Annotated in this window: 14 protein-coding genes and 1 pseudogene; 12 read left to right on the forward strand and 3 right to left on the reverse strand. The window is 35.2% G+C overall.

Annotated features, from left to right (window positions below; all coding sequences use genetic code 11):
• Nucleotides 1–80 precede the first annotated feature (80 nt).
• Complete coding sequence (locus tag BTOYO_RS24725; protein WP_000270098.1) at nt 81–362, reverse strand: hypothetical protein; 282 nt, start codon at nt 360–362, stop codon at nt 81–83.
• A gap of 237 nt (nt 363–599) precedes the next feature.
• Here BTOYO_RS24725 and BTOYO_RS24730 point away from each other — a divergent pair, with 237 nt between their 5' ends.
• The 8 genes and pseudogenes from BTOYO_RS24730 to BTOYO_RS24760 all read left to right on the forward strand — a co-directional run bounded on the left by BTOYO_RS24730 (nt 600) and on the right by BTOYO_RS24760 (nt 10,281).
• Nucleotides 600–1,754 (forward strand): MFS transporter, encoded by a 1,155-nt coding sequence (locus tag BTOYO_RS24730; RefSeq protein WP_000440643.1) that lies wholly within the window; start codon nt 600–602, stop codon nt 1,752–1,754.
• Between the two features lie 56 nt (nt 1,755–1,810).
• Nucleotides 1,811–2,028: pseudogene (locus BTOYO_RS27875) on the forward strand (HesB/YadR/YfhF family protein).
• Between the two features lie 417 nt (nt 2,029–2,445).
• Entirely contained in the window at nt 2,446–3,564 is a 1,119-nt protein-coding gene (gene mmgD, locus BTOYO_RS24735; RefSeq protein ID WP_000642649.1) for a citrate synthase, read from the forward strand.
• Between the two features lie 98 nt (nt 3,565–3,662).
• Nucleotides 3,663–5,099 carry a 2-methylcitrate dehydratase gene (gene prpD, locus BTOYO_RS24740; RefSeq protein ID WP_000598145.1) on the forward strand — a complete coding sequence of 479 codons (1,437 nt, stop codon included), beginning with the start codon at nt 3,663–3,665 and terminating at the stop codon, nt 5,097–5,099.
• An 18-nt stretch (nt 5,100–5,117) separates the two neighbouring features.
• On the forward strand, nt 5,118–6,026 hold the full coding sequence (gene prpB, locus BTOYO_RS24745) for a methylisocitrate lyase (RefSeq protein WP_000312644.1): 909 nt from the start codon (nt 5,118–5,120) through the stop codon (nt 6,024–6,026).
• 155 nt (nt 6,027–6,181) lie between these two features.
• The gene (locus tag BTOYO_RS24750) at nt 6,182–7,891 is read left to right on the forward strand and encodes an acyl-CoA dehydrogenase family protein (RefSeq protein ID WP_000415979.1); all 1,710 of its coding nucleotides are present in this window, start codon (nt 6,182–6,184) and stop codon (nt 7,889–7,891) included.
• A gap of 16 nt (nt 7,892–7,907) precedes the next feature.
• Nucleotides 7,908–8,798: an NAD(P)-dependent oxidoreductase gene (locus tag BTOYO_RS24755; RefSeq protein WP_000719424.1), complete on the forward strand. Its 891-nt coding sequence runs from the start codon at nt 7,908–7,910 to the stop codon at nt 8,796–8,798.
• Nucleotides 8,799–8,820: 22 nt separating this feature from the next.
• Entirely contained in the window at nt 8,821–10,281 is a 1,461-nt protein-coding gene (locus BTOYO_RS24760) for a CoA-acylating methylmalonate-semialdehyde dehydrogenase (RefSeq protein WP_000633339.1), read from the forward strand.
• 228 nt (nt 10,282–10,509) lie between these two features.
• Here the strand turns inward: BTOYO_RS24760 and BTOYO_RS24765 are convergent, their stop codons facing one another.
• Together BTOYO_RS24765 and BTOYO_RS24770 are read right to left on the reverse strand one after the other, a co-directional pair.
• Nucleotides 10,510–11,142 carry a LysE family translocator gene (locus BTOYO_RS24765; protein ID WP_000572351.1) on the reverse strand — a complete coding sequence of 211 codons (633 nt, stop codon included), beginning with the start codon at nt 11,140–11,142 and terminating at the stop codon, nt 10,510–10,512.
• Nucleotides 11,143–11,291: 149 nt separating this feature from the next.
• Nucleotides 11,292–12,344, reverse strand: a complete 1,053-nt coding sequence (locus BTOYO_RS24770) for an enoyl-CoA hydratase/isomerase family protein (protein ID WP_000138562.1) — start codon at nt 12,342–12,344, stop codon at nt 11,292–11,294.
• A 460-nt stretch (nt 12,345–12,804) separates the two neighbouring features.
• Here BTOYO_RS24770 and BTOYO_RS24775 point away from each other — a divergent pair, with 460 nt between their 5' ends.
• From BTOYO_RS24775 to BTOYO_RS24790, 4 genes are all read left to right on the forward strand, one after another.
• Nucleotides 12,805–13,062, forward strand: coding sequence for a hypothetical protein (locus tag BTOYO_RS24775; RefSeq protein WP_002093761.1), 258 nt, complete (start codon nt 12,805–12,807; stop codon nt 13,060–13,062).
• Nucleotides 13,063–13,244: 182 nt separating this feature from the next.
• Nucleotides 13,245–13,484 (forward strand): DUF2584 family protein, encoded by a 240-nt coding sequence (locus BTOYO_RS24780; protein ID WP_000667356.1) that lies wholly within the window; start codon nt 13,245–13,247, stop codon nt 13,482–13,484.
• 15 nt (nt 13,485–13,499) lie between these two features.
• Nucleotides 13,500–14,657, forward strand: a complete 1,158-nt coding sequence (locus BTOYO_RS24785) for an exonuclease SbcCD subunit D (protein WP_000765125.1) — start codon at nt 13,500–13,502, stop codon at nt 14,655–14,657.
• On the forward strand, nt 14,654–17,743 hold the full coding sequence (locus tag BTOYO_RS24790) for an SbcC/MukB-like Walker B domain-containing protein (protein ID WP_001247483.1): 3,090 nt from the start codon (nt 14,654–14,656) through the stop codon (nt 17,741–17,743). The genes BTOYO_RS24785 and BTOYO_RS24790 overlap by 4 nt, the downstream gene beginning before the upstream one ends.
• The last annotated feature ends 21 nt before the right edge of the window (nt 17,744–17,764 follow it).

The following is a 17,764-nucleotide window of genomic DNA, read 5'->3' on the forward strand; positions in this document are numbered from 1 at the left end:
AATTTCTTACATAAGGAATTCGACTTTTTTATGTTGAAAAGGGATTGGAAGTAAATATAGGAGCTATGCAATGATGCTATTTAAATGTTAAACGTACCATAGAAATTTTGAAAATAAATGGATGGAAAATGATAAAAGACTTGAGTCGGGGGTAATGGAACATAACTGGGGTTATAAAAGGTAGTGCTACTTGGGTGTGTACCGTGATGCCAAAATGAGGGAGTAACTTGACCGGGAACTTGATATTGTTGCCAAGTTGCGGGAAGTTCAATGCCAACATCAGAGCTAGCTGTATGGACGGCGGGCACATGTATTCCGGGAGTTGAAGGAACCACGGCAGTTACTCTTGATAATACCCACATAAAAATAATCACTCCTAAGTTGAGATAATAAAATAGTATATTCTCTTAACACGTATAAAGGTACAAATACATAGGACTTTCGGTTAAAGCATACGTACAAAGTCGTACGACCAATCAATGCTGAGAGTGGACTATTTAATATGAAAAGATACGTCTTTTTGCTGAGGGAAAAGAGACAGAGAAAATGTACAATGGGAGTGTTAATCGTAAATTTCACGTGTTTATGGGGGTGTTTTTATGGAACGATTATGGACGAAGTCATTTATTCAAATGTCTTTCGCAATGTTATTTTTATTTACAGGGTTTTATTTACTTGTTCCAACGCTTCCTCTATTCATTAAAGAGATTGGTGGAAATGAATCACAAGTTGGATTGATGATGGGAATGTTTACAATAGCTGCTGTTGTAATACGACCGATTATTGGAGGTATGTTAGATCAATATGGTAGAAGGTCTTTTATTATTTTCGGACTCATCCTTTTTGGGCTAACGATGTATTCCTATAATTTAGCATCGACTATAGTCCTTTTAGCAGTTTTACGCGTTATTCACGGAGTGACATGGGCCGTTTCTACAACAGCTGTTGGAACTGCGATAACTGATATTATTCCAGATTCACGCCGTGGAGAAGGTATGGGCTGGTACGGGATGGCTATGACAATTGCAATGGCAATCGGACCGATGATTGGATTATGGGTAGTACAATATTATTCATTTCATGGTCTATTCCTTTTAGCAACTCTTTTATCTTTCATGGCAGTTATATTATCGTTAATAACGAAAATGTCATTCACGCCACAAAAGGAAAAAGGGAAAATTCAACTATTTGAAAAATCCGTTTTATCAATTACGGTTGTTGTTTTCTTTTTATCATTTGCATATGGTGGCATTACAACGTTTTTACCGTTATTCGCTTCTTCAATTAATGTGAATCCTGGGATGTTCTTTCTTGTATATGCAATTGCATTAACAATTGTAAGACCGATTTCAGGTAAATTATTAGATAAATATGGAGAAGTATTCATCATACTTCCAGCACTATGTATTACTATTTTAGCTATAGTTGTATTAACGATGGCAAATGGTTTGACGGGCATCATTATTGCAGCGACATTATACGGTGTGGGATTTGGCTCAGCACAGCCAGCTTTACAAGCGGCGATGCTTACAATTGTTGATCCTAGTAAAAGAGGAGTTGCTAACGCTTCGTTTTTTACAGCATTTGATTTAGGTATCGGATTAGGTGCAATTTTACTTGGATTTGTGTCACAAATTTTTGGCTATCGTATTTTATTTACAGCAAGCTCTGTTTCAGCTGTAATAGCTTTACTTGTTTTTGGTATGTTTGTAAGACAAAAGTTAAGTGAAAAAGAATTAAGCCGAGAGGGATAAAATTGAATATTATCGTTGAAAACGAAGCTGTAAAATGGTTTAAAGAAGAATTATGAATCAATCGCAATGAATGTATTCGATTTGTCATAAGATATGGTGGAAACAGTTCAATTCAGCCCGGATATTCTTTAGAGATTGTTTCTGAGAAACCAGATGGGGAAATAGTGTCAGTGAAGAAAGATGGTATTCTATTTTTGTAGATTTTGATGATCTTTGGTACTTTCAAAACTATGATTTAGTTGTAAGTTATCATAAAGAAACAGAAGAAATTTAATTTAATTATGTAAAATAATAACTTTATTAAAAATGAATAAGTTTTATATAAGAATTATATTTAGAGGATAGTGAAATAAATATCATATAGAAACGAGCTGTACATGTGTGCAACTCGTTTTTTCTATTTTGTAATAAAATTCGGAAAAAAGATATGTTTGATGGGATTATATGGTTTATCTCTATATTTTGTTTTAAAAAGAAGTGTAAAGAAGTCTGTCCTTTCTTTGAAAAATATGAAAATTATTTTCAAAAAATTGTATTGTTACATCAATAAAAGTATAGGAAACTTATCATTATAAAATAAATTGAAATCTTCTAAAAACTCTGATACATTGAAATAGAAATGTAGTTCTAAAGTATTGTAAAGGCTTACAGTTATGTGCACGAAGATCTATTAGGATTGGAGGAAATAATAATGAAAGCTGAAGAAAAATTTTCCCCGGGATTAGATGGTGTAGTAGCAGCGGAGACGAAAATCTCGTTTCTTGACACAGTAAAAGGTGAAATTGTAATTCAAGGGTATGATTTAATCGAACTCTCAAAAACAAAAGAGTATTTAGACATTGTGCACCTTTTATTAGAAGAACATCTACCGAATGAGGATGAAAAAGAAACACTTGAAAAGAAATTAAAAGAAGAATATGCAGTGCCAGAAGGGGTATTCAACGTTCTAAAGGCGTTGCCTAAAGAAACGCATCCTATGGATGGCTTGCGTACAGGTGTGTCTGCATTAGCTGGTTATGATAATGATATTGAAAATCGCTCGTTAGAAGTAAACAAAGATCGAGGTTATAAGCTTTTAAGTAAAGTACCAAATATTGTAGCAAATAGCTATCATATTTTAAATAATGAGGAGCCAATTGAGCCTCTTCAGGAATTGTCATATAGTGCGAATTTCTTCTATATGTTAACTGGTAAGAAACCGACTGAACTTGAGGAGAAGATCTTTGATCGTTCCCTTGTTTTATATAGTGAACATGAAATGCCAAACTCTACATTTACAGCGCGTGTAATTGCGTCAACACAATCAGATTTATACGGTGCTCTAACTGGTGCGGTTGCATCTTTAAAGGGAAGCTTACACGGCGGTGCGAATGAAGCTGTTATGTACATGCTTTTAGAGGCTGGCAATGTTGAGAAGTTTGAAGAGTTATTACAGAAAAAACTATATAACAAAGAAAAAATTATGGGCTTTGGACACCGTGTTTATATGAAGAAAATGGATCCAAGAGCACTTATGATGAAGGAAGCCTTAAAACAGCTATGTGATGTAAAAGGTGATTATACACTATATGAAATGTGTGAGGCTGGAGAGAAAATCATGGAGAAGGAAAAAGGCATTTATCCGAATCTTGATTATTATGCAGCACCTGTATATTGGATGCTTGGTATCCCAATTCAACTGTACACACCAATCTTCTTTAGCTCTAGAACAGTAGGACTATGTGCGCACGTTATTGAGCAACATGCAAATAATCGCTTGTTCCGTCCACGTGTAAATTATGTTGGCGAGCGACATGTACTTAGTAAATAAGAACAACTGGGGAGTTGTTAGCGCCGCCCGCCAGATGGGTGTTTGACAGACACCCATCATTAATAATAACGAATTTTCGACAGAAAGGGAAGAATAGCATGATTAAAACAAATGAAATTAAACAAAAAGATGCATTATTAGAAGAAATTACGGATTATGTATTAAATAAAGAGGTTACTAGTGCAGAAGCATTTAGTACTGCTCGCTACGTATTATTAGATACACTTGGATGCGGAATTTTAGCACTGCAATATCCAGAGTGTACGAAATTATTAGGTCCAGTTGTACCAGGAACGGTTGTGCCAAACGGTACACGTGTACCAGGAACGTCTTATGTACTAGATCCAGTAAAAGGTGCATTCAATATTGGATGTATGATCCGTTGGTTAGACTATAACGATACTTGGCTTGCAGCAGAATGGGGACATCCATCTGATAACTTAGGCGGAATTTTAGCAGTTGCAGATTATATTAGCCGTGTTCGTATTTCAGAAGGAAAAGAACCATTAAAAGTACGTGAAGTACTAGAAATGATGATTAAAGCACATGAAATTCAAGGTGTACTTGCTTTAGAAAACAGCTTAAACCGCGTTGGTCTTGACCACGTATTATATGTAAAAGTAGCAACAACTGCAGTAGTTGCGAAAATGCTTGGTGGAACACGTGAAGAAATCTTTAATGCATTATCACATGCGTGGATTGATAACTCTAGTCTTCGTACATATCGACATGCTCCAAATACTGGATCACGTAAATCATGGGCAGCAGGTGATGCGACGAGTCGCGGTGTTCATCTTGCAATGACTGCTCTAAAAGGTGAAATGGGTTATCCAACAGCATTATCTGCGCCAGGATGGGGATTCCAAGATGTATTATTTAACAAACAAGAATTAAAATTAGCTAGACCACTAGAGTCTTATGTAATGGAAAATGTATTATTTAAAGTATCATATCCAGCAGAATTCCATGCACAAACAGCTGCAGAATGTGCAGTGAAATTACATCCGGAAATTAAAGAAAGATTAGATGAAATTGATCGTATTACAATTACAACTCATGAATCAGCAATTCGTATTATCGATAAAGAAGGTCCATTAAATAACCCAGCTGATCGTGATCATTGTTTACAATACATTACGGCAATTGGTTTATTAAAAGGAGATATCGTAGCGGACGATTATGAGGATGTAGTAGCAAATGATTCACGTGTAGATGAATTACGTAATAAGATGGTTGTTGTTGAAAACAAACAGTACAGTTTAGATTATCTTGACCCGAACAAGCGCTCAATCGCCAACGCTATTCAAGTTCATTTTAAAGATGGTACTGTAACAGAAAACGTGGAATGTGAATACCCACTTGGTCACCGTTTCCGTAGAGACGAAGCGATTCCAAAAGTTGTTCAAAAATTCACTGCAAATATGGCAGGTCATTATTCTAGTAAGCAACAAGAACAAATTCATGAAGTTTGTTTAAATGAAGAAAAACTAGAAAATATGAATGTAAACGAATTTGTAGATCTATTCTTAATTTAATAATAGGGGGAATTTAGAATGGCTTGGGTTGTGAATAAACAGTCAACACAAGAGGAGCTTGCGAATGGCTTCCGAGCTTTAGTAGAAGCAAATGAAATTTTGCAAATTCCAGGTGCTCATGATGCAATGGCCGCTCTTGTTGCAAAAAATACAGGTTTTTCAGCTCTTTATTTATCGGGAGCTGCTTACACTGCAAGTAAAGGTCTGCCAGATTTAGGTATCGTGACATCTACTGAAGTAGCTGAAAGAGCAAGAGATCTAGTTAGAGCTACAGATTTACCAGTTCTTGTTGATATTGATACAGGATTTGGTGGAGTACTAAACGTAGCGAGAACAGCTGTAGAAATGGTAGAGGCAAAAGTAGCGGCTGTTCAAATTGAAGATCAACAATTACCGAAGAAATGTGGACATTTAAATGGTAAGAAACTTGTTACGACAGAAGAATTAGTTCAAAAAATTAAAGCGATTAAAGAAGTTGCGCCAAGCTTATATATTGTTGCACGCACAGATGCTCGCGGTGTAGAAGGACTAGATGCTGCGATTGAAAGAGCGAATGCATATGTTAAAGCAGGTGCAGACGCAATTTTCCCAGAAGCGCTTCAATCGGAAGAAGAATTCCGTTTATTTACTAGCAAAGTGAATGCACCTTTACTAGCAAATATGACTGAGTTTGGGAAAACACCATATTATAGTGCTGAGGAATTTGCGAATATGGGCTTCCAAATGGTGATTTATCCAGTAACGTCGCTTCGAGTTGCTGCAAAAGCATATGAGAATGTATTCACGCTAATTAAAGAGACTGGTTCTCAAAAAGATGCACTTTCAAATATGCAAACGAGAAGCGAGCTATATGAGACAATTTCATATCATGACTTTGAAGAATTAGATACTGGAATTGCAAAAACAGTATTATCAGAAGATCAATAGATAAAACAACTAGGGCGATGAGAATACATCTTTGGCAAAATGAACTGCTTGATGTGAAAATTCATCGCCTTCTGTTTTCAATAATAAGATATTCCACTCATCGTAGACGAGCATACGCAAAAAGCAATGAAGGTCGAAATGATAGGGGGATTCAGATGGAGAAAACGAAGTTACCTTGGGATGAATTTTTTTCAATCAATAAAGATGTGAACAATACTTTCTTTACACCAGAAGATTTTTCAGGGGATGAAGACTTAATCGCAAAAACGACAGAACAATTCGTTAAACAGGAAATTGTTCCACAAATTGAAAACATTGAAAAACATAACTATAAAGTTTCTCGTCAATTATTTGAGAAAGCTGGGGAACTTGGATTATTAGGCATTGAGGTACCAGAAGATTATGGCGGGTTCGAGTTAGGAAAGGCTGTCTCAGGTCTTGTAGCAGAGAAGATGGGTTACGCTGGTGCATTTAGTGTTTCTTTTAATATACACGCTGGTGTCGGTACATTGCCTTACATATATTACGGAACGAAAGAACAGAAAGAAAAATATTTACCAAAAATCGCATCGGGAGAATGGATTGGGGCTTATGCTCTAACTGAGCCAAATGCTGGTTCTGATGCATTAAGTGCAAAAACAAGCGCAATTTTGAATGAAGAGGGTACAGCTTGGAAGTTGAATGGTGAGAAGCAGTGGATTACAAATGCTCATATGGCAGATGTATACGTTGTTTTTGCGAAGACAAATAAAGGAATGACAGCGTTTATTGTCGAAAGAACATGTGAAGGTGTATCTATTGGATTAGAAGAAAAGAAAATGGGGATTAAAGGTTCTTCAACAGCGACGCTTATTTTAGAAGATGTAGTTATCCCTGCTGAAAATGTGTTAGGGGAAGTTGGGAAAGGGCATCACGTAGCCCTTAATATTCTTAACTTCGCTAGACTAAAACTTGCTTTTGGAAATATTGGAACAGCAAAACAAGCAATTGGTTTGTCAGTTCAATATGGAAAAGAGCGAAAACAGTTCCAAACGGAATTAGTAGACTTTACGATGATACAAGAGAAAATTGCAAATATGATCATTATAACATATGGAGCAGAAAGTGCAGCTTATCGTACAGCAGGTGTAATTGATGACGCAATTCATGAGAGTGATGAGGACCTTATGAAAAAAATGTCCCAATTTGCAATTGAATGTGCACTGAATAAAGTGAACGCTTCTGAAACACTTGCTTATATCGTAGATGAAGCTGTACAAATTCATGGCGGTTACGGTTATATGCAAGAATACGAAGTAGAACGATTATATCGTGATGCTAGAATTAGTCGTATTTTTGAAGGGACAAATGAAATTAATAGATTAACAGTTGCCAAAATGTTAATGAAGCAAATCGAACAAATAGAAGATACTGAAGTAGAAATTGATATAGCAACTGTAGAAAGAAACCATCGTTACATTTTATTAGCGAAAAAATTGTTGAAACAATCTTTGAAAACGCTCTCTAAAACTCCAGGATTAAAAATTGATCAAGAGCAAGAATATTCACGTGTATTATCAAATATGTTGACGGACGTGTACGTCATGGAATCAGCATTTTTACGTACGAGTAAAGCAATTAATAAAAATGGTGAAGAAAAAGAGCGTACAAAACAAATGATAACGGATGTTATTTGTGAGGAAGGCTATCGTAAAGTAGAAGAAGCGGCGATTTCTATACTTTCAGCGGCTGTCACAGAAGAACAAGATAGACACGTAATGTTAGCTGAAATCCGTCAATTATTAGTGCCTTTATACACGAACGTATTTACGAAAAAGAGAGAAATTGCGAAAGCTATTATAAATCGTGGGAAATATATTGTGTAAATAGGAGGAAAGCGATATGAAAAAGATTGGTTTTATCGGTTTAGGTAACATGGGCCTTCCGATGTCTAAAAATTTAGTTAAATCAAGTTACACAGTATATGGTGTGGACTTAAATAAAGAGGCTGAAGCTTCCTTTGAAAAAGAAGGAGGAATTATCGGCTTATCAATCTCAAAATTAGCAGAGACATGCGATGTGATTTTTACAAGTTTACCTTCACCTCGTGCTGTTGAAGCAGTATATTTTGGGGAAGAAGGATTATTTGAAAATAGCCACTCGAATGTCGTATTAATTGATACAAGTACTGTATCTCCACAATTAAACAAACAGTTAGAGGAGTCGGCGAAAGAAAAGAAAGTAGACTTTTTAGCCGCACCAGTTAGCGGTGGGGTAATTGGTGCAGAAAATCGTACATTAACGTTTATGGTAGGTGGATCAAAAGACGTATATGATAAAACTGAATCTATCATGGAAGTGTTAGGAGCAAATATTTTCCACGTAAGCGAGCAAATTGATAGTGGTACGACTGTTAAATTAATTAACAATCTATTAATTGGTTTCTATACAGCTGGTGTGAGTGAAGCTTTAACATTAGCGAAAAAGAGTAATATGGATTTAGATAAAATGTTTAATATTTTAAATGTAAGTTACGGTCAAAGTAGAATTTATGAGCGCAATTATAAAAGTTTCATTGCAGCAGAAAACTATGAGCCAGGATTTACTGTAAATCTATTAAAAAAAGATTTAGGCTTTGCAGTTGATTTAGCTAAGGAAAGTGAACTTCACTTACCTGTAAGTGAAATGTTATTAAATGTATATGAAGAAGCGAGTGAGGCAGGATATGGTGAAAACGATATGGCTGCTTTATATAAGAAAGTTAGCGAACAATTAATTTCTAATCAAAAATAAATCATAAAAAGGAGAGAATACAATGATTACAACTGAAATTAAACGAGTAAAAAATCATATTAATGGCGAGTGGGTAGAATCTACTGGTACAGAAGTAGAAGCGGTTCCGAATCCAGCGACTGGAAAAATCATTGCTTACGTTCCACTTTCTCCAAAAGAAGACGTTGAAAAGGCTGTTGAAGCGGCAAAAGCGGCATTTGAAACATGGTCTAAAGTACCAGTTCCGAATCGTTCAAGAAATCTATATAAATATTTACAGCTATTACAAGAAAATAAAGATGAGCTTGCAAAAATCATTACGCTAGAAAATGGTAAAACGCTAACAGATGCAACAGGTGAAGTACAACGTGGTATTGAAGCGGTAGAACTTGCAACATCAGCTCCAAATTTAATGATGGGACAAGCTCTTCCTAATATCGCAAGCGGAATTGATGGATCGATCTGGCGCTATCCAATTGGAGTTGTTGCGGGTATTACACCGTTTAACTTCCCAATGATGATTCCATTATGGATGTTCCCACTTGCAATTGCTTGCGGTAATACGTTCGTATTAAAAACATCTGAGAGAACGCCACTTTTAGCAGAGCGACTTGTAGAGTTATTCTATGAAGCTGGTTTTCCAAAAGGGGTATTAAATTTAGTACAAGGCGGAAAAGATGTTGTAAATAGCATTTTAGAAAATAAAGATATTCAAGCTGTTTCGTTCGTTGGTTCTGAGCCGGTAGCTCGTTACGTATATGAAACAGGTACGAAACATGGAAAACGTGTACAAGCGTTAGCAGGTGCGAAAAATCATGCGATTGTAATGCCAGATTGCAATCTTGAAAAAACGGTACAAGGTGTAATTGGATCTGCGTTTGCAAGTAGTGGAGAGCGCTGCATGGCATGTTCAGTAGTAGCAGTAGTAGATGAAATTGCTGATGAATTTATCGACGTACTAGTAGCAGAGACGAAAAAACTAAAAGTAGGTGACGGTTTCAACGAAGATAATTACGTTGGACCATTAATCCGTGAATCGCATAAAGAGCGTGTTTTAGGCTATATTAATAGCGGTGTAGCAGATGGAGCAACTTTATTAGTAGATGGTCGTAAAATTAATGAAGAAGTTGGAGAAGGTTACTTCGTTGGAGCAACAATCTTTGATGGCGTAAACCAAGAAATGAAAATTTGGCAAGATGAAATTTTCGCTCCAGTATTAAGTATTGTGAGAGTGAAAGATTTAGAAGAAGGTATTAAATTAACAAATCAATCTAAATTTGCGAATGGTGCTGTTATTTACACTTCAAATGGGAAGCATGCACAAACATTCCGTGATAACATCGATGCTGGTATGATCGGTGTAAACGTAAATGTTCCTGCACCAATGGCATTCTTCGCATTTGCAGGAAATAAAGCTTCCTTCTTTGGTGATTTAGGTACAAATGGTACAGATGGCGTTCAATTCTATACACGTAAAAAGGTTGTAACGGAGCGCTGGTTTTAATAAAGAGTAGACTGCCAGATTAGTTGTTAAATGCGAAAAACACCACTATTAATAGTGGTGTTTTTCGCATTTATCCCGCTATTAGCGAGCAGTAAAACTCCCATCTCCAAATTCGGCTAGAGCAAAAAAGTTAAGTGGAAGCCCTGTGCAGTCCGTAAACGCCCGATTGGTGAAGGCTAATAATTGGCGGGGGATGAACAAAACCCCATTGATTAAAGTTTCACTTTATTAATTATTTTTTTCTAATGCTAGTTTAATACCAAATCCAATTAAAACGATTCCTGTTAGCCCTTGAATATAACGTTGCGTCTTCGGTTTCTTCATAAAAGCACTAATTTTATCAATTAAAAATATATAAAAGGCAAACCAAATGATTGTTAAAACGAGATAAGTAAGACCCATTACGAGAAGCTGAATAAATGTATTATGACTTGGATTTAAAAATTGTGGTAAAAAAGTTAAAAAGAAGACTGCAATTTTAGGGTTTAATAAATTCGTAAGAAACCCTTGGCGAAAACAAGAAGTATGTTCTTTATCATTATTTATAGATACATCATTTGTATTTACACCTTCTTTGTTTTTCACTGCTAATAGGGCTTTAATACCAATATAGATTAAATAAAGGGCCCCAACATATTTGAAAATAGAAAATAAAAGAGCTGACTTTACAATGAGTGCGGAAAGACCAATTACAGCAGCTAAAGTATGAATCAAAAGTGCTACACATGTACCGAATACTGTTTTAACACCGCCCATTTTACCAGCAACTAATGTGTTCTTCGTAGCCATCGCTGTATCAGGTCCAGGTAAAATGATTAGACAAATAGACATAATGATGAAAAGAAGATAATTTTCTATCATATTCGTCCTCCTTCTTTATTTTTAGAATATTTGATTAAAATTAGTTTAGCACAAAATTTGATTTAATAAAATTAAATTTTGTTAAAAAATATTAAATAAGAAGAGGCTATATTCGTAGTGGTGAATACACTACAAATATAGCCTCACTGTTAGGCATTAAGTAAGTTAAAGAAACGATTTACGTCGTCTTCTGAAACATCGCTTACCTGTTTATATTTATAATTCGGATTTTGGTCTTTATCAACGACAACGGAGCGTACGCCCTCGAAGAAATCTTCATGTCTCATGAAATTTTTAGCAAGTATAAGATCTGTAGCGAAACATTCTTCAACAGATTTTCCTTTGCCATCTAATAGTTGTTTTAAAGTTACTTTTAATGAAATTGGAGATTTTGATAATAATATTTGTTTCGTTTGTAAAGCGAATTCGCTATCTCCTTTTTCTAATGAGTCGATAATTTCTTCAATCGTTTCTAAGGCAAAGTGTGTATTAATTTCCTCTAATGAAGCAGCAAGTTTGCTTTCTAAGTCAGGAGTAGATGTAAAGGTTTGAAGAACTGCTTTTAAATGAGTATGTACATCTTCAGTATGCCAATTTACGTTGTCAAGTTCGGCTAGAAAAGCTGGTAATGAATCAGACGTCATAAAGTAATCAGCAGCATGAATAAATAATACGTCAGAAGCTTTTAAAATAGATGCTGTTAAAGCAACGTAATATCCTGTATATCCAGGTGCTTTATTTAAGAAATATGCGGCGCCGACGTCTGGAAAGAAGCCGATGTTCATCTCAGGCATCGCCCATTTTGTGCGCTCCGTCACAATACGATACTTCGCACCATTTGTAAGTCCGACACCACCACCCATTACAATTCCATCTAAACAAGCGATAATCGGTTTTTTATATTGATAAATATATGTATCAATTTCATACTCTTCTTCAAAAAAACGTTCTGCATGCTGTAAAGCAACTTCGTTTGAACGTGCTTCGTAAAGAGTTTTAATGTCACCGCCTGCGCAAAAACCTTTCGTTCCGGCTCCCTTTAATACGATAATTGCAATGCGCTCATCGTTCTCCCATTCTTTAAGTTTTTGCCCAATTGGTTGTAACATATCATAAGATAAAGAGTTAAGTGCTTTTGGGCGGTTTAAAGTAATTGATGCAACGCCGTTTTCACTAACAGAAAATAAAACGTTTTCAGTCATGATTCATCCTCCCTTATATATCTTCTTATTCTTAATTCTTGATACGTATTGAAATGTCCTGTATAAATTTTGTCTAAAGTTGACGGTAAGTGTTATTTTATTCCGCTATTTGTGGATAAGAAGGCCCACACCTTGAAATTCGACGCATACGAGAAAGTTAGGTAGAAGAGAATGGCTGTTAAAAGTTTGATAGGTACGAGCGATAGGCAGTGGGAGTTTTGTTCATACCTATTAATTCATGCTTCACTTTATTCAACGCATATTTTGCCGAGTTATCTTTGCAGGATTTTGAATATTGAAGATGAATAATACATTATTAATGTAAGTGATATTATTTGAAATTATTATGGCAAAAGCGCTATTATAAATGTGTAAAATGTAAAAAATTTCTTGAAAACAGATGGTTTAAATGATAAAGAATGTTTACATGGAATTAGAAATAGAGAAAGGAGAAATCGGAATGCCAGGACCTTTATTATTGTCGGTTATTATCTTGTCATCATTAATGATAGGGATTACTCAGTTTTTTCATCATACAGATACGACAGAAGAAGTAAAGGATAAAGTTCGTCTCGTATTTCCGATTTTTATCGTATCTATTTCCTTATGTTTTCTATTAAATAAAGATGGGTATATTGTGGTGGTTTTTTCATTTTTCGTAGCGAGCGTTTTAATAACGATTTTATATTATGTAATGAAAGATTATATGCAAAAATAAAAATGTCTAAATAGACATTTTTATTTTTGCATAGCATTAAATTTCACATACCGTAATTTTAATAAAAACATAAAACATATAGCAACAGAAAAGTGTGTACTTTACCGTGTATGTACTTGTCAATCTTGCATAGCCACTATACTATTAAAATGTAGAGATTATAAGAAGGGGTTGTATCTATTATGAAATTTGAGATGCACACAAAAATAGTTTCAAATGAAAAAGAAGTAAGATTACATATGGAAGAAAACATATTTCAATTAAACTTGAATGGTTATCATTTATTTGCAGTTCAAGAAATATTACCTTTATATAAATCAAATGAAGAAAGAATTGGTAGTGCGATTATACAAAAGTTAGAGTGGGAGAACGGAAAAACTACAGTAAACTATAAACTCGTATCACTAAACTCAGTAAATTAAAAGGAGAAGGAAATTATGAAGTTATTTCATACAGCGGATTGGCATTTAGGCAAGCTTGTTCATGGCGTGTATATGACTGAAGATCAAAAGATTGTATTAGATCAGTTTGTACAAGCTATTGAAGAAGAAAAACCAGATGCCGTAATTATTGCAGGGGACTTATATGACCGAGCAATTCCACCTACGGAAGCAGTAGACTTATTAAATGATGTATTACAAAAAATAGTGATTGATTTACAAACACCAGTTATCGCAGTTGCAGGAAACCATGATAGTCCAGATCGTATACATTTCGGTAGTAGTTTAATGAAGAAACAAGGATTATTTATTGTGGGGCAATTTCAATTTCCATATGAACCCATTGTATTAAATGATGAATATGGCGAGGTTCACTTCCATCTAGTTCCCTATGCGGATCCAAGCATAGTTAGACATGTATTGAAAAACGAAGACGTCCGATCTCATGATGATGCGATGCGTATTTTTATGAATGAACTTTCTGAAACGATGGATAAAGAAGCAAGACATGTATTTGTAGGTCATGCATTTGTAACTTCTGCGGGAGAAGCGGAGGAGAATACAAGTGATGCAGAACGTCCGCTTTCAATTGGTGGTGCTGAATACGTAAATAGTCATTATTTTGATAAATTTCATTACACAGCGCTTGGACATTTACATCAAGCGCATTTCGTACGTAATGAGACAATTCGATATTCAGGTTCGCCACTTGCATATTCTATTTCTGAAGAAAAACATAAAAAAGGATATTATATCGTGGAACTGGACGAAAAGGGTGAAACAACAATTGAAAAAAGATTACTTACACCACGTCGTAAAATGCGAACAGTAGAAGCGAAAATAGATGAATTATTACAACATCCGGTAAGTGAAGATTACGTGTTTGTAAAACTATTAGATGAAAATCCTGTTTTGCAGCCAATGGAAAAAATACGCTCTGTATATCCAAATGCAATGCATGTTGAAAGGTCTATTCAAAGGCGAGAGTTCACAGAGTCAAATGAAGTAACTGTTTCAAGACATAAAACGGATGATGTATCTCTTTTAAAAGCTTTTTATAAAGAAATGAAAGGCTTAGATTTATCAGAAGAGAAAGAACGTCTATTTGTAGAAGTATTACAAACAGTGCAAGAACGGGAAGGTGAACGAGGATGAGACCGATTCAGCTAATTATGACAGCATTTGGGCCATATAAACAGACAGAAGTAATCAATTTTGATGATCTTGGAGAGCATCGTATCTTCGCCATTTCTGGAAATACGGGAGCTGGAAAAACAACGATTTTTGATGCGATTTGTTACGTATTATATGGTGAAGCTAGTGGGGAAGAACGTAGTGATACGAGCATGCTTCGAAGTCAGTTTGCTGATGATAATGTTTATACAAGTGTAGAACTAACTTTTCAGTTAAAAGGGAAGCGCTATGAAATAAAACGGCAACTTGGCCATAAAAAACAAGGGAATAAGACGATTACAGGACATGCAGTAGAATTATATGACGTTATGGATGGAGAAAAAATTCCAGCTGTTGATCGTTTTCATGTAACAGATGTAAACAAAAAAGTGGAAGATTTAATTGGGTTAAGTAAACATCAATTTAGTCAAATTGTTATGTTACCACAAGGAGAATTCCGAAAACTATTAACATCTGAGACAGAAAACAAAGAAGAGATTTTACGTCGTATTTTTAAAACAGATCGTTATAAATTAATGCGTGAATTACTTGATCAAAAACGAAAACAATGGAAAGACGTTCTGCAAGAAAAACAAAAAGAGCGAGAGTTACATTTCCGCAATGTATTTAAACTACCAATTCGAGATGGAGCATTATTAGAGACATTAGTGGAACAAGAACATGTAAATACGCATCAAGTAGTAGAGGCGTTAGAGCAAGAAACAACGGCATATAAGACAGAGGTTGCGCAATTACAACTAGAACAAGATGCTCGAACAAAGCAATTAAAAGAAGCTGAAACACGTTTTCATGCAGCAAAATCTGTAAATGAGAAATTTACAGATTTACAACAAAAGAATGAGAGATACAACACTTTACAAGAAAACCGTGCAGTCATTGAAAGGAAAGAAACATCTTTTAGACGTGCGGAACAAGCAAAGCATTTATTACCATTTGAGCAATGGCACGAGGAAGCAATGCAAAATGAACAGAAGGCTGAAAGTTTATTAAAGCAGATTATCGTAAAAAAAGAGAATATAATAACCAGTTTTACACTTGCACAGCAGAAATACGAAGTAGAAAAAAATAAAGAACTTGAACGAGAAGATGCTAAAAAACTTGTTCAAAGATTAGAAGAATTACAATCAATTATTGCATCATTAGCTGAAAAAAAGTTGAATTTACAAAACGCTGAAATTCAACTAGGAAGATTAAAAGAAAGTATGCAAAAGCTCGATCAACTACTAGAAGAGCATACAAATCAAAAACAGAGAATGTCTGGTGAATTACAGCAATTGGAACAAGCACTTGAGCAGTATGTAGCGAAAGTAGAAGAACTAACGAACATGCGAGAAGATGCAAAAGTTTTAAAGCAAGCATATGACGTTTGGCAAGAGAAACAAAAATTCGAGCAAGAAAAAGAAGCAGCATATACTAAGATGCAAGAGGCAGTTCGTGCATATGAAAATATGGAACGCCGCTGGCTAAGCGAACAAGCAGGCATATTAGCACTTCATTTACATGATGGTGAATCTTGTCCAGTTTGTGGTAGTACGAATCATCCGAAAAAAGCGACAGAGCAAAGTGATGCGATTGATGAAAAAGAGTTAAATGATTTAAGAGACAAGAAAAATGTCGCTGAAAAATTACATGTTCAAGTAGAGGAGAAATGGAATTTCTATCGACTACAATATGAACAGGTGATCGAAGAAGTCATGAAACGAGGGTATCACTCAGATGAATTAGTTGAAACGTACAGTGCACTCGTTCAAAAAGGAAAACAATTAGCGGCAGAAGTTAATACGTTAAAAGAAAGCGAAGAAACGCGTAAGCAAATTGCTGTGAATATAAAAAGTGTAGAAGAAAAAGTAGATGAACTTCAAAAACAAAAGCGTGAAGCAGAAACATTGCAGCACCGTACAGAAATGGAGTGCATGCAACTTCGTACGTCATATGAACATGATAAGCAAAATATTCCAGATAACTTACAAACAGTACAAGCTTGGAAAGTACAGTTTGACCAAGCAATGCAACAACTTAGGTTAATGGAAGACGAATGGAAGAAAGTGCAAGAAGCATATCAACATTGGCAAAATGAAAATATACGTATTCAAGCAGAACATGAAGGTGCATCTAATCAATTTGAAAGTGCAAAATTGAAGAAAGAAGAGACTCTCGCGCGCTTTATGAAAGAACTAGAGCAGAGGGGATTTATAGATCAGCTAACGTATAAAGAAGCTAAGTTAAATGATGCTGAGATGGAGATGTTACAAAAAGAAATTCAAAGTTACTATTCATCTCTTGAAGTACTTGCAAAACAAATTGAAGAGTTACATGCTGAATTAAAAGATAAAAAGTTTATAGATATTACATCGTTAGGTGAGCATATAAAAGAATTAGAAATCAATCTCGATATAAGTAAAGAAAAACGACAACGTGCGCAAAACGCTGTAACATATATTTCTGATTTACATGAAAATATTAGACGTATTGATGAACAAATTCATGAGGAAGAAAAAGCTTTCCAAGAACTAGTTGATTTATATGAAGTAATGAAAGGCGATAACGAAAGTCGCATATCATTCGAGCGTTACATCTTAATTGAGTATTTAGAACAAATTGTTCAAATTGCAAACGAACGATTACGAAAATTATCAAATGGGCAATTTTATTTAAAAAGAAGTGAGCGAGTTGAAAAAAGAAACCGTCAAAGTGGATTAGGTTTAGATGTGTACGATGCATACACCGGCCAAACACGTGATGTGAAAACATTATCTGGCGGTGAGAAGTTTAACGCATCGCTTTGCTTGGCGCTTGGAATGGCAGACGTCATTCAAGCGTATGAAGGTGGTATTTCCATTGAAACGATGTTTATCGATGAAGGTTTCGGTTCATTAGATGAGGAATCATTAACGAAAGCAGTAGACGCTTTAATTGACTTACAAAAATCAGGCCGATTTATCGGTGTTATTTCACACGTTCAAGAGTTGAAAAACGCAATGCCAGCTGTATTAGAAGTAACAAAGCAGAAGGATGGGTGTAGTCAGACTCGGTTTGTGGTGAAGTAAGTTCAATTTTAGTTCATGCTA

Origin of the sequence: Bacillus toyonensis BCT-7112 (assembly GCF_000496285.1) — a bacterium.
GTDB lineage: Bacteria > Bacillota > Bacilli > Bacillales > Bacillaceae_G > Bacillus_A > Bacillus_A toyonensis.

What these genes read in the sequence shown, in the direction of transcription:
- BTOYO_RS24765 (WP_000572351.1), bottom strand. Translation starts at nt 11,142, where the DNA reads ATGATAGAAAATTATCTTCTTTTCATCATTATGTCTATTTGTCTAATC.
- prpD (WP_000598145.1), top strand. Translation starts at nt 3,663, where the DNA reads ATGATTAAAACAAATGAAATTAAACAAAAAGATGCATTATTAGAAGAA.
- BTOYO_RS24725 (WP_000270098.1), bottom strand. Translation starts at nt 362, where the DNA reads ATGTGGGTATTATCAAGAGTAACTGCCGTGGTTCCTTCAACTCCCGGA.
- BTOYO_RS24770 (WP_000138562.1), bottom strand. Translation starts at nt 12,344, where the DNA reads ATGACTGAAAACGTTTTATTTTCTGTTAGTGAAAACGGCGTTGCATCA.
- BTOYO_RS24750 (WP_000415979.1), top strand. Translation starts at nt 6,182, where the DNA reads ATGGAGAAAACGAAGTTACCTTGGGATGAATTTTTTTCAATCAATAAA.
- BTOYO_RS24775 (WP_002093761.1), top strand. Translation starts at nt 12,805, where the DNA reads ATGCCAGGACCTTTATTATTGTCGGTTATTATCTTGTCATCATTAATG.
- prpB (WP_000312644.1), top strand. Translation starts at nt 5,118, where the DNA reads ATGGCTTGGGTTGTGAATAAACAGTCAACACAAGAGGAGCTTGCGAAT.
- BTOYO_RS24785 (WP_000765125.1), top strand. Translation starts at nt 13,500, where the DNA reads ATGAAGTTATTTCATACAGCGGATTGGCATTTAGGCAAGCTTGTTCAT.
- BTOYO_RS24755 (WP_000719424.1), top strand. Translation starts at nt 7,908, where the DNA reads ATGAAAAAGATTGGTTTTATCGGTTTAGGTAACATGGGCCTTCCGATG.
- BTOYO_RS24790 (WP_001247483.1), top strand. Translation starts at nt 14,654, where the DNA reads ATGAGACCGATTCAGCTAATTATGACAGCATTTGGGCCATATAAACAG.
- BTOYO_RS24780 (WP_000667356.1), top strand. Translation starts at nt 13,245, where the DNA reads ATGAAATTTGAGATGCACACAAAAATAGTTTCAAATGAAAAAGAAGTA.
- BTOYO_RS24730 (WP_000440643.1), top strand. Translation starts at nt 600, where the DNA reads ATGGAACGATTATGGACGAAGTCATTTATTCAAATGTCTTTCGCAATG.
- BTOYO_RS24760 (WP_000633339.1), top strand. Translation starts at nt 8,821, where the DNA reads ATGATTACAACTGAAATTAAACGAGTAAAAAATCATATTAATGGCGAG.
- mmgD (WP_000642649.1), top strand. Translation starts at nt 2,446, where the DNA reads ATGAAAGCTGAAGAAAAATTTTCCCCGGGATTAGATGGTGTAGTAGCA.